The organism is Pseudomonas sp. TE36184 (assembly GCF_054060055.1).
The window spans coordinates 4575858-4587815 of the sequence record NZ_JBSSCU010000001.1 but is presented as its reverse complement, the minus strand read 5'-3'; the positions used below and the strand labels follow the sequence as shown (position 1 = coordinate 4587815).

The window sequence follows — 11958 nt, the reverse complement described above, 5'->3', positions numbered from 1 at the left end:
GGGCACAGCATGCCCCTGATGTTCCGTAGCGGCACTGCGCTCAAGCGGTTGAAGATTATGACGGGGGCAGGTACACGAGCCCCTGAAGGCGTCGAGTCACCAGCCAAGGTTTTTGGGCGGACGATGAGGACCAATCTCATATCGCCTTTGAAGAATTTCGCCCATTTGTATCGGCTTGCGCTGGAATCGGAAGCAGCATTATTCCCAGAGCCATTAGTGGCCGCTCAAGTACTTGGACGCCTGCGGGAAAATACTCTGAGCGATGATGATATTGATCTATTGCTCTGTCTTGCCCACGACATCTCGATTGGCTCGAAATCAAAGTCGTTACCCGTCGGGCTCCACGCTCCTATTTACTACCAAAGCGTGTTTGTGGATGAAGTACAGGATTTTACCGAGCAACAGATTTATCTAATGACGTCTTTGGCTGATCCAGAGTACAGCGCAATTACTGTCGTAGGTGACCGATCACAGCAGCTCCTGCGCAATGAGCCGATGCGTATTGACGATTGCTTCCCCGTGGGGCAACGGCCAGAATTTATTCGATTGGAAGAAAACTTACGTCAGAGAAGTCGGCCGTCGCTCGCCGCATTTACCAAGACCTTGCGGCAATTATTCGAGCAGGGGGGAGGCATGGACCTCCAATTGTTAAATGAGGGTCTGCTAAACCTCCAGGATGACGATCAAGGTGCCTACACACTGAGGAGAGTGTCATCTCGTGAAGCTGAGTTCGAATATCTCAGTGAGGTTATCGCTAGCATTCCTGAAGATCAGACAGTTGCTATCGTGCTGCCTGATCAGGACACCGCGCGTGAGTTGCACAATTACTGCGAGCAACGTCTTGTGGGAAGTTTTCGCAGGATGAGCATGTCGGAACACATCGATCTTGAGAAAAAATACCTTGTGCATTTCACGTCTGTTTTAAACGTGAAGGGACTTGAGTTTGATGTGGTATTGCTTCCGATGATTGATAGCTATGACCTTGCTCAGCCTATTTTCAGAAACCGTCTGTATGTGGGCTGTACACGGGCGAGAAAACAATTGGTGATGAGCAGGTTGTTACTGCAAGTGTAGGTTTGTATATCGAGAACAGTTAATTGAAATAGTTGAAGATTTTTAATTTGTTGTTTGTGTTATTTGGGGGATAAAGTGGAATATGATCAAGAGGCCATGGCGGCTAAACGTAAACAATTGGAAGATTTTGTAAAATTAGCTTTTGATGGGCATGGGGAAAGTTATTCGCAAGTTGCTATAAGGGCACTAGATGCTTTTACAATGCTTTCACCTCCTGTGGAGTCTGAGCAGTACATTCAGTATATTGCTGTTGGTTCTTCGAGAGGTAGTGGGGGAAGTTCGCGCAAGCCAGGAAACCTGTTACTTAACTGGAAGAAGTTGATGGATATCATACCTGATATTTCCATCGCGTCAGCTGGCGTCGCAGGGTCTCAAACTTGGCTTGCCGCTCTAATTGGTTTGTATGTTTGGAACAAAGTTTGGAGGGGGGCGGAAGAGCCGCTTTCTGATATAGAGGCTACTACTATTCTGGCATTATGGAAAAGTAAGGATGCTAGGAGGAGAATCTCTGAAGAGATGGGGTTGGAGAAAACCAACGAATGGAGGCAGATCTTGAGCCTGCCCCCTCTGACAACTGATCAATACCGTGAAGTGATTAATCGTTTGCTTAAGATGCAGTGTATAAAAATGGATAATGGCATTATTTGGTTGTGTGAATGGGTAAAAGTCGGGTATCGGTAGGAGTAGTGTGGTGAAACTCTCAAATAAAAAACAATTCTTGTAGAACAAAAAATAATCAGTATTGCTCATTGCTAGTTTGATAGTTAACCCTGACAAGAGGCCCTTCCGATGGCTTCCTGTCAGGGGCACTCCGTTTGGGCGAGATTCTAGATTGACTGGAAACGATTTGTGATGCCGTGGGCGAACCGACCATGCACCTATGTTTTTTCGAGTTTTTGTGACGAAAACGGCTAATAGACTATAGTGGCTTGGTGCCTCCAAATATTTTCCACAATTATCTGGCAGAAAGGAACTTACCCAGTGCCTGCCCATATTTTTCGTACCCTGATTGTCAAAGCCATTAGATACAAAGTCACTCGGTCTACCCCTGAAGGATGGATTCGCCCGCTGATACAGGACGAGATGCGCAACGTCATGGCCAAGACCAGTAGTATTGGGATGAGGCATTTCCCAGATCCGGGTATCAGAATCGAAAAGGGACAGTCGTGCTATTTTATTAATTCGATGAAAGATTTGGGGGCGGATGGCGTTTTTTTCACTGTCTGCTCCTATCAGCATGGCCACGTTCCCGAGTCGATCACCCCTGACCTGACGTCCGCTGAGGCGGAAATCAAAATTATCGAGCTTAAAGATGAGGATGGTAAGGCTGGTGAGCTAGTCCACAGCTATCGATGCATTGCGCTTGGAGAGGTAATTATCATTGAGTCAGTTATGGGCAGCGGTGGGGCTGCGGGTCTAGAGAAACTACTTGGCCAGCTCTTCCGGCGCTATCGTGATCAGGCCCATCCTCTGGTCGACTTTTCCGATATTGCATCGACCGATCTGCGAGAATTAATAGATCTACACGGCGGCGTTGAGCGGATTACCGCTCGTTTGGCGGTAGACAGCAAACATCAAGGAACTCAGTTCGGCGGCTTGCTTGCCAGCCTGCTGCAAAAAATTCCCGGTGCTGCGCAATGCAACGTCAGCTGGGAGAACAAGGATGGAACCTTGGACGAAAATCAGGCGATAGCGCTGCTGGAGGAAGCTGACGGTCAAGCGTTAGCAGGCGCCACGCTTCACTTTAAAAATGGTGGTAGCGTCAACAACCTGAGCGAGTATCGGGAGCGCAAGCCTGTTCAAATCCAATTAACACCAGAAGGCCGTCCTGCCATTACAGAAATCGAAATTGCTTTGAAGACCTACCTCGGTGAATTACGAGATCCTGGGCATAACGGGCCAGTTAAAACTGATGGTGTTTTGAAGTCTGTGAAATTGTTGGGAGAATGAGGATGAGGGTGCGTGACTGGCTGTTGCCAGACGAAGTTCAGAGTGCCGCAACAGCTGGTGCTGAAATGCTTCGTGTGGTTACCCAAACGTCACATTTTTGGATCAAACAGACGGTAGCGGCTGTTGTCCCGATTTCTGTCGGCGCGGCTTTAGGCTATTGGTTATCTGATGGTGCTGCTACGGGAAACCAGGCAGTTGCAATGAAAGACATCATGACAGGGATCATGACGTTCATTTCTGTGCTCGCTGGTTTCATGGTCACCTTGATGCTGTTCACTGGGAGAAGTGGTGGCTCCAAGTTGCTAACCGTCGATCAAGCACCCCTCTATGTTGAAAAAATTACCTACCTCCTTTTTTCCCAAGCAGTGACCCTGGCGGTCCACATCGCCTGCATCCTTGCTTGCCTAATCTGGCTGATCGTCCAAAGTCACGGTGAGGCGGTAGCTGTCGGGCAATGGCTATTCGTCTTGAGCATTGGATTGCTGATTCTATCAATGTTTAGAACCCTTCTTCTGCCATTCCAGATTTATGAGGTCCACCATTTCGAATTGACCGCGATGGTGGAGGAGAAAAATGAGGAGTTCCGGAGGGCGATACGCGAGCGACAGGGGCTGTGATCGGTCTCTGGGTTGGGTTGCGATTGATGAACGGAAACGACATTTAATAGTGTCAAAAAACTGCGGGATGACACTAATTGCGGCTCATCCGCGACATTTATAGTGCCCATGTTTCACGTGGAACGCTGATTCCACCTAGGGCACGCATGACACTTAATATGCCCATCGACACGGGTGTAGGCACTCACAAAAGCAGCTGACGTTCACACTATGCTGCTTTCGCCGCGCTACAAAAAAGGCCAACCCCTGCGGGTTGGCCTTTTTTTGCCCGTATGTCCAGGAACGCGCGAGAGCTCTGCCAATTGGATTCACAGCGAGAGTTGCCGTAGTAGCGTAAAGGCCTGCTTCATTTGGTCTTCACTGACAACGAACGCACGTAGCTGCCCTGCCATGTCCAGACCTTTGGCTATAAGCCCCTGTGCCTCAAGGCTGATCTGCCATTGCAAGTCCTTGCGGCTGGTTTCTCCGGCCAGGTGCAGCGGCATTTCCGGAGTCTTGACCTTCACCAGCATCGCCGGGAACTTAACTTCCTCATTCCCACCCAGCACATTACGCGCCAGGGTCATGGCGCTTACCTGAATAGGTTGCAGAAACGGCAGTAGCTTGCCCTGGATTTGCGCGCAATCGCCAACGGCGAATATGCGTGGGTCAGAGGTGCACATGCGTTCATCAACTTCAATGCCACGGTCCACTCGTAAGCCAGCCTGTGTGGCTAACGTCGTATCGGGTTTCAACCCAATTGAGGCAACGATCACATCGGCGCTGATGTGTCGGCCGTTGGACAACGTCGCCAACAGGCCATCGTTTCTCTTTTCAATGGATACCAACGCCTGGTTAAACAGCATCTCCACACCCATCTGGCATAACCGGTGCTGCAGGCGGCTGCTCACCTCAACAGGAAGCAACGATGCGAGCAGGCTGCAGGACTTGTCCATCAGCACCACCTGCTTTCCGGCACGATTGATGTCCATGGCCAGTTCACTGCCAATCAAGCCGGCCCCGAGGATCAGTACGCGCTGTGCAGCCCGCAGTGCATGTTGTGCATGACGGTATTCCTGCTGGCTGTTCAGAGTCACCATCCACTCCCGCCCGGGAATCGGCGGAACCATGGCTTGCGCCCCCGTGGCGAGAATCAGTTGGTCGTAGCTGAATGCCTCATTACCGGCGCTAACACGCTGGTTTTCGCGATCAATCGCAGTGAGCTGGCAGCACGAGTTCAGGGTCAACCGATACATCTCGGCAAACTCTGCCGCAGGCTGGCGAGTCATGTCGTCGGCAGTCTGATTGAGACTGACGACGTGACTCAGGTCGGGCTTGTTGTACTCATCGCAACTGTCTGCAGCGATCAATCGAATGGGCACCGCCGCATCGAGCCGGCGCAAGTTCTTGACCACCTGACGAGCCGCGAAGCCGGAGCCCACAATGACGATTTCCCGGTTCATGTCGCCTCCGAAGGCAGCTCATCGAATACCGATTTACCCATTGAACATTCAGGGCACAGGAAGTAATCAGGCACATCACACCAGGCCGTACCGGCCTGCACATCCTGCATCGGCTCGCCGATCGCGGGGTCGTAAATCCATTGGCAGACACTGCATCGCATGCGCAGGCCGTTGTCCGCGATGGGGTCTGCCTGGGCAGTTGCGGTGGCTGCAGCGGGTACGACATGTGCAGCCGTCGATGGATGCAGCGCCCATTGCCGAGCGATTTCGCGGCCATGAGCCCGGCAAACCTCAAGCGCGCCACCGTCGGGCCGCCACTTGGCTTTGAGCGCCAATGTGGTTTCAAAACCAGCGTCCATCAAGCGCGTCTGGATACGGTCTACCGCCCCGCCATTCCAGCCGTAACTGCCAAACGCCGAAGCCTTTTTGTCACGAAAACGCAGCCCGGTTATTTCCTCCAGCAGTGCGGCGACTTTAGGCATCATCACGTTGTTCATGGTGGACGAGCCCACCAAAACGCCTTTTGAGCGGAACACGTTGGTCAGAATTTCATTCTTGTCGTGGCGCGCGACGTTGAAAATCTTCACCGCCACACCTGGATCGACTTCGTGAATACCCTGCGCGATGGCATCGGCCATCATGCGGGTGTTGTTCGACATGGTGTCGTAGAACAGGGTGATGCGATCCTCCTGATAGTCCGCTGCCCATTCCAGATAGCGGTGCACGATCTGCGTCGGATTATCACGCCACACCACGCCATGAGCGGTGGCAATCATATCGACCGGCAGGTTGAAACCGAGGATCTCGGTAATCTTGGCAATGACCAGGCGGCTGAATGGGGTGAGGATATTGGCGTAGTAGCGTTGGCACTGTTCGAACAGTTCGTTTTGATCCACTTCATCATTAAACAGGTGTTCGTCGCAGTAATGCTGGCCAAAGGCGTCGTTACTGAACAGAACGGCATCGCCGGTCATGTACGTCATCATGCTGTCCGGCCAATGCAGCATCGGGGTTTCCACGAAAACCAGCTGTTTGCCATTGCCGACATCCAGGGTGTCGCCGGTATGGACGACGTGGAAATTCCATTCAGGATGATGGTGATGACCGTTGATCGAGTCCACGCCATTGGCGGTGCAATAGATCGGCGTATTCGGGATCAGCGACATCAACTCTGTCAGCGCTCCTGCATGGTCCTCTTCCGCATGGTTGATGACGATACAGTCCAGCGTGTTCAGGTCGATTTCCATCGCCAGGTTCTGTATGAACTCCCGACTGAACCTGTGATCAACCGTATCAATCAGTACGGTCTTTTCTTCACGGATCAGGTAGCTGTTATAGCTGCTACCTTTGTGGCATTTGTATTCTGTGCCATGAAAGTCTCGCACTTCCCAATCGCGCTGACCGACCCAATGAATGTTGTTTTTGACGTGAATTGACATGACCTACCTCGGTATAGAAATGATGTTCTACACCGAAGATGGCAACCTTCGTGCCACATAATAAACCGTTGATTTAAAAGGAAAAATAAAACAATGATTGTCAATATGACATTGCCCGACTATTGTCTTTATGACTAATTCATTGTCAAAGTGACAAACCATGAGTCTCTCCGTTGAATCCCTGGCACGCATCGCTATTGAGCTGCAAAGCGGCATTTCCCATCAGGACCGCTTTCAACGTCTGATCAATACCCTGCGCCAATTGCTCGGTTGCGACGCCTCTGCCTTGTTACGTTATGAACAGCGACTGTTCCGTCCGCTGGCGATCGATGGCCTGGCACCGGATGTTCTGGGGCGCCGCTTCAGCCTTGATGCACATCCGCGTCTGGAAGCCATCGCTCGCGCCGGTGACGTGGTGCGCTTTCCGGCAGAGAGTCATTTGCCTGATCCCTATGACGGCCTGATCCCGAGCCGGCAGGACCTCAAAGTACATGCCTGCATCGGGTTACCGTTGTTCGCGGACCAGACACTGATTGGCGCGCTGACGATCGATGGCATGGACCCGGCACAGTTTGATCACTTCAGCGACGAAGAGCTGCGACTGGTGGGCGCCCTCGCTTCTGCTGCCTTGACCAATGCGTTGCTGGTCGAGCAACTGGAAAGTCAGACCATTACGCCTCTCTCCATCAGTCATGTCCCGGCGGGCAAACCCGGCACCGAAATGGTCGGGCTCAGCGAGGTCATGCAACAGTTGAAAAGAGAGATCGAAATGGTGGCAGGTTCCGACCTGAACGTTTTGATCACTGGAGAAACCGGGGTCGGCAAGGAACTGGTCGCCAAGGCGATACATGAAGGTTCATCACGCGCCAGTCACCCTGTGGTCTATCTAAACTGCGCTGCGCTGCCGGAGTCAGTGGCTGAAAGTGAGTTGTTCGGCCATGTCAAAGGTGCCTTCACCGGGGCGATCCATCATCGCACCGGCAAGTTCGAAATGGCCGATAACGGCACACTGTTCCTCGACGAAATCGGTGAACTGTCGCTGAGCCTGCAAGCAAAACTGCTACGGGTATTGCAATACGGCGACCTGCAACGGGTCGGTGACGATACCGTCTTGCGGGTCAACGTAAGGGTGCTTGCCGCGACCAATCGTGACCTGAAGCAGGAAGTGCTGAACAATCGCTTCCGGGTCGACCTGTTCCACCGTTTAAGCGTGTTCCCTGTGCATGTGCCGCCACTGCGTGAGCGTGGGCAGGACATCACATTGCTAGCGGGTTTTTTCTGCGAGCAGAGCCGGGTACGCATGGGATTGCAACGGGTGGCGCTGGCTGCCGGTTGCCTGTCGTTGCTCAAGCAGTACTCGTGGCCAGGAAACGTTCGCGAACTGGAACATGCTGTTTATCGAGCGACAATCCTTGCTCGTGCGACCCAGCAAAGTGAAGAGCTGCTGCTGGAAGCACAGCATTTCAATCAAGTCCCAGAACAGCTGGCGATACTGCCTGTTGCTGTGGATGTTCCTTCCAGCAGCGTTGGCCAATGCCTACGGGACGCGACGGATAGCTTCCAGCGTCAGCTGATTGAAAACACGCTGAAAAATTGCGCAGATAACTGGTCTGCCTGTGCGCGAATGCTCGATATGGATGTGGCCAACCTGCACCGACTGGCGAAGCGGCTCGGTTTGAAATAACACTCGCGGCCGATCAGGGCTCAATGCAGGTCAGTCATGCTGACCCACATGTCGCCCTCGCCGCCAAGCTGTCCAGCATAAAACGCTATCGGATCTCGGGGGGAAGGCCGGCGCCCAGCGGTTGAGACGGCGGTTTCTGAATCTGCAGGTGTAGAGAAGAAAACCCACCGGCAGGGAAAAACGCGTTCACTGGTTCTTTATCCGGCGCCAGCGTAATCCGGCTGGTGCGTCCAAGCAGTTCCTCCATCACGATCCGTAGCTCCAGTCTGGCAAGCGGCGCACCGGGGCAGACATGAATGCCGGCGCCATAGAGCAGGTTCAGCTCGGGATCGCGATCGAGGCGCAATTCATCGGGATCTCCAAAGACCGCTTCGTCCCGATTGGCGGACGCCCAGTTGAGGGCAATACGCGAACCCTTCGCCAGCGTGCGCCCGCCCAGCGTGACCTCTTTCGTAGTCACCCGACGGTTCATGATCAGTGGTGCATGAATACGCAGTATTTCATCAATGGCGACAGGTAACAGCGCGGGTTGTTCGCGCAATCGCTGCTGCCACCCGAAGTTGGTCGCCAGATAGTGCGCAAGAATGCCGACCGAGGCGGAAATGGTTCCGAGTTCGCCGACTGTCCAGTTACGTAGAATGCTGACGATCTCGTCGTCCGTCAGGGGCCTTCCCAAGGACTGGTCGCGTAGCAAGAGGGTCGTGATGTCATGCGACGCAGCAGCGCCAGCGGTACGGCGCACGTCCAGCAGATCCTTGATGTAACCGTCAAACTCAAGGGCCACGGCACTCAGGGCCGCCTCGTCTCGGGACAGCGTGGCCGAGTGATTCTTCAGCGTCCACAGGCGCAGCGGTTCATGAAAATCCGCCGGCCAACCCAGCCAGGCACACTGGATCTGCAACGCAAAGATCTGGGCAAATTCGCCGATCAGTTCTGCACGGCCTTCATCCGGTAACGCCTGCACCAGACGAACCGCTATATCACGGCACGTCGGCGCAAAGGCATCCATATGCTCCGGGCTGAAATAACGCTCGATGAGGTTCCGGTACGCCGTATGTTCGGGCGGATCCATTCCGTTGGGGACCGCGGGGAAACGCGAGACGGCATTACTGAAGGTTTCATGATCGTTAAGTACGCGCAGCACATCCGCATGCCTGAATAACGACGTATAGCCATATTGACTGTGTGCGACCGGGCAACGGTGGCGCATGTCGTCATAGGCTGTCGTCTGATCCTTTAATACGGCTTCAGACCTGGGATCCCAATCCGGTAGCGATTTCTTGTCCATCGTTTACTCCATAAACCCGTCCCGCTGAGAACCCGGAAACAAGGAAGCAAGGTTTGTCGGCCTACTTGTACTCGGTCGGGACATGTAGGAAATACCCGCTAGACTGAAACCATGCACGACGTCCCTACGTCGGCATCACTTGGGTGAAGTCTGTACGGGCTTATAGGGAAAATCGGCTATTAGCTAGCCAGGGGGTTGTGATGAGTAAGCTTCAGCAGTGGGTAAACTCGCAGGGCAGCACTGCGCTGTGGGTGGTGTTCTGGCTCTACGGGGTGGTGCTCAGCAATGTACTGTTTGGCCTGATTCTGGTCGCCTTCAACAAAGTTGCACCCTCCCTGTTTGGTCTAATGCTGCTGGGTTTTGTGGCCTACACCGCGTGCATGCTCAATGCGGTATGGCGCAATGCGGATAATGTCAGTGACCCCCTCTACGGTCAGATCGCTCGTTTCCTCACGGTGGCCTGGTCGATCAACGCGGTATTGGTTTCGGGCTTTCTCTTCCTGGGCCATCTGAATGCCGTTGCCCTCCCCCTGCCGCTGCCTTTTTGATTCCAGATAACCTGGGCCCTCAATGTGGGGTTTGAACGTTAGAGCCCAGGTCATTGCGCCGCTGCGATTATCGCGCCAATTGATTGTCTGCATAGTTGATCAATATCAATTCCATTATTTCTGTCGATCGCCATCACCGTTTCAACGCTATCTCAAGTGCAACAACTCGATCTTCGCTCATGACGCAAAGCGGCTCTGTAGAGCGTTGAGCACTGTTCAACCCCTCCCTTCAACAAATTGCCTCAACTGGCGATAGGAAGTCATATTGACTATTCCTTTGTCATTATGACCTTTTTAGAGTTAGGTCATAATGACAGTGTTGTTATTTAACTAGTTGATATTAAACAATAAAATTGTTGGCCCGGTTTGTGTATTAGGTAATGAACTTAACGCAAACCCCAAAGGGACAATCTCATGACTCGTACCATCGCGCTCAGTTTCACCCTGTGTACACTGCTGTCTCCGCTATGCCAGGCAGACCAGATAATCCGTGTAGTCCCCGACACAACCGCCGGCAAGGGGGTCGGCGTTTTGACCGGAATGATGGTTGGCGCGGTAGGCGGCCCGATTGGAGCATTAGTCGGCGCAGCTGGCGGTTTTTTTGCCGGCAGTGCGGTACAAGGAGGCATTGGCAAGTCTGAAACCGCTTATGAAGTGAAAAACGCGCAAGGCGAGATTAGTACGGTGCGCTCACCCAATGGGCGTTTTGAAGTCGGGCAACAGGTCACGCGTAAAGGTGTGCGACTGGTGGCATCTGAGGAGTAAGAGCCTCCCGTCTGCGTCTTCCCAAGCATTCCAGGCCCTCCGTGGAGTTGCACACATAGATGGTTCGGCTAATCCTCACCGATTAGCTGAACATCACGAAAAGAGCCCGCCAAATCGCGGGCTTTTTTTTGCATTCGATCCGGGTTTTTATTACGTGACCTTCCCCGCTCCAATCTGCCTGATTGGGGTGTTTTTCTGGATTATTCATCCAGTCATCCACGGTTTATCGCCGCGTTGAAGCGGCCTAATCTCGATTCTCCATCGATTCGTGAAGGAGATTCTCCATGGCAGACCATTCCATTAAAGGCAAAGTCGTTCTCATCGCGGGTGGCGCGAAGAACCTTGGCGGTCTCATCGCCCGTGATATGGCCGCGCAGGGTGCCAAGGCTGTCGCGATCCATTACAACAGCGCCGCGTCCAAGGTTGATGCCGATGCCACGGTTGCCGCCGTTCAGGCCAGCGGCGCACAGGCCGTCGCGCTGCAGGGGGATCTGACGACGGCCGGCGCCATCGAGAGGTTGTTCGCCGATACCATCGCCGCGGTCGGCAAACCCGACATCGCCATCAACACCGTTGGCAAGGTGCTCAAGAAGCCGATGGCCGAGGTGAGTGAAGCCGAATACGACGAGATGAGCGCGGTCAACTCCAAGACCGCTTTCTTCTTCCTCAAGGAGGCGGGCAAGCACCTCAATGACCATGGCAAGATCTGCACGATAGTGACGTCGCTGCTGGGCGCCTTCACGCCGTTCTATGCCGCTTATGCCGGCACCAAGGCGCCGGTCGAACACTACACCCGAGCGGCCTCCAAGGAATTGGGCGCGCGCGGTATTTCGGTGACAGCGGTCGGTCCGGGGCCGATGGATACGCCGTTCTTCTACCCGGCCGAAGGCGCCGACGCGGTGGCCTATCACAAGACCGCCGCCGCGCTCTCGCCGTTCAGTAAAACAGGCCTGACCGACATCGAGGATGTGGTGCCTTTCATTCGCCATCTGGTCAGTGACGGCTGGTGGATCACCGGCCAGACCATTCTCATCAATGGTGGGTACACCACCAAGTAAATCCATTATCCGCAGTGTGATCTTCGTCGCCATCCGCTGCTGGGGCGCCGTACAATCGACGCAAAGCAGGCGCCCCTGGGCAGGCTGACGTCG

11 protein-coding genes are annotated in these 11958 nt (G+C 53.6%); 8 read left to right on the top strand and 3 right to left on the bottom strand.

Features of this window, described 5'->3' with window-relative positions; all coding sequences use genetic code 11:
• Positions 1-9 precede the first annotated feature (9 nt).
• The 4 genes from ACVWZP_RS20615 to ACVWZP_RS20600 all read left to right on the top strand — a co-directional run bounded on the left by ACVWZP_RS20615 (position 10) and on the right by ACVWZP_RS20600 (position 3641).
• The gene (locus tag ACVWZP_RS20615) at positions 10-1074 is read left to right on the top strand and encodes an ATP-binding domain-containing protein (RefSeq protein WP_457370109.1); all 1065 of its coding nucleotides are present in this window, start codon (positions 10-12) and stop codon (positions 1072-1074) included.
• 75 nt (positions 1075-1149) lie between these two features.
• Entirely contained in the window at positions 1150-1755 is a 606-nt protein-coding gene (locus tag ACVWZP_RS20610; RefSeq protein ID WP_457370108.1) for a hypothetical protein, read from the top strand.
• A gap of 300 nt (positions 1756-2055) precedes the next feature.
• Positions 2056-3024, top strand: a complete 969-nt coding sequence (locus tag ACVWZP_RS20605) for a hypothetical protein (RefSeq protein WP_457370107.1) — start codon at positions 2056-2058, stop codon at positions 3022-3024.
• An 8-nt stretch (positions 3025-3032) separates the two neighbouring features.
• Positions 3033-3641: a hypothetical protein gene (locus ACVWZP_RS20600; protein ID WP_457370106.1), complete on the top strand. Its 609-nt coding sequence runs from the start codon at positions 3033-3035 to the stop codon at positions 3639-3641.
• A gap of 308 nt (positions 3642-3949) precedes the next feature.
• On the opposite strand, the gene norW is transcribed toward ACVWZP_RS20600, so the two are convergent.
• Positions 3950-5083 (bottom strand): NADH:flavorubredoxin reductase NorW, encoded by a 1134-nt coding sequence (gene norW / locus ACVWZP_RS20595; protein ID WP_017848947.1) that lies wholly within the window; start codon positions 5081-5083, stop codon positions 3950-3952.
• Positions 5080-6522, bottom strand: coding sequence for an anaerobic nitric oxide reductase flavorubredoxin (gene norV, locus ACVWZP_RS20590; RefSeq protein WP_256822767.1), 1443 nt, complete (start codon positions 6520-6522; stop codon positions 5080-5082). Before norV ends, norW begins: the two co-directional genes overlap by 4 nt.
• 160 nt (positions 6523-6682) lie before the next feature.
• Between norV and norR the strand changes: the two genes are divergently transcribed.
• The gene (norR, locus tag ACVWZP_RS20585; RefSeq protein WP_079442533.1) at positions 6683-8206 is read left to right on the top strand and encodes a nitric oxide reductase transcriptional regulator NorR; all 1524 of its coding nucleotides are present in this window, start codon (positions 6683-6685) and stop codon (positions 8204-8206) included.
• A gap of 85 nt (positions 8207-8291) precedes the next feature.
• Here the strand turns inward: norR and ACVWZP_RS20580 are convergent, their stop codons facing one another.
• The gene (locus tag ACVWZP_RS20580; protein WP_057004921.1) at positions 8292-9494 is read right to left on the bottom strand and encodes a cytochrome P450; all 1203 of its coding nucleotides are present in this window, start codon (positions 9492-9494) and stop codon (positions 8292-8294) included.
• Between the two features lie 200 nt (positions 9495-9694).
• Between ACVWZP_RS20580 and ACVWZP_RS20575 the strand changes: the two genes are divergently transcribed.
• The 3 genes from ACVWZP_RS20575 to ACVWZP_RS20565 all read left to right on the top strand — a co-directional run bounded on the left by ACVWZP_RS20575 (position 9695) and on the right by ACVWZP_RS20565 (position 11865).
• Positions 9695-10042 (top strand): hypothetical protein, encoded by a 348-nt coding sequence (locus ACVWZP_RS20575; RefSeq protein WP_017848951.1) that lies wholly within the window; start codon positions 9695-9697, stop codon positions 10040-10042.
• Positions 10043-10456: 414 nt separating this feature from the next.
• Entirely contained in the window at positions 10457-10807 is a 351-nt protein-coding gene (locus ACVWZP_RS20570) for a hypothetical protein (protein ID WP_046381569.1), read from the top strand.
• Positions 10808-11091: 284 nt separating this feature from the next.
• A complete protein-coding gene (locus ACVWZP_RS20565; protein ID WP_057004922.1) occupies positions 11092-11865 on the top strand; it encodes an SDR family oxidoreductase in 774 nt (257 codons plus the stop codon).
• Positions 11866-11958: the final 93 nt, after the last annotated feature.

Excerpts from the sequence above, each read along its gene's own strand:
- ACVWZP_RS20615 (WP_457370109.1), top strand. The coding sequence starts at position 10 with ATGCCCCTGATGTTCCGTAGCGGCACTGCGCTCAAGCGGTTGAAGATT.
- norW (WP_017848947.1), bottom strand. The coding sequence starts at position 5,083 with ATGAACCGGGAAATCGTCATTGTGGGCTCCGGCTTCGCGGCTCGTCAG.
- norV (WP_256822767.1), bottom strand. The coding sequence starts at position 6,522 with ATGTCAATTCACGTCAAAAACAACATTCATTGGGTCGGTCAGCGCGAT.
- norR (WP_079442533.1), top strand. The coding sequence starts at position 6,683 with ATGAGTCTCTCCGTTGAATCCCTGGCACGCATCGCTATTGAGCTGCAA.
- ACVWZP_RS20580 (WP_057004921.1), bottom strand. The coding sequence starts at position 9,494 with ATGGACAAGAAATCGCTACCGGATTGGGATCCCAGGTCTGAAGCCGTA.
- ACVWZP_RS20575 (WP_017848951.1), top strand. The coding sequence starts at position 9,695 with ATGAGTAAGCTTCAGCAGTGGGTAAACTCGCAGGGCAGCACTGCGCTG.
- ACVWZP_RS20570 (WP_046381569.1), top strand. The coding sequence starts at position 10,457 with ATGACTCGTACCATCGCGCTCAGTTTCACCCTGTGTACACTGCTGTCT.
- ACVWZP_RS20565 (WP_057004922.1), top strand. The coding sequence starts at position 11,092 with ATGGCAGACCATTCCATTAAAGGCAAAGTCGTTCTCATCGCGGGTGGC.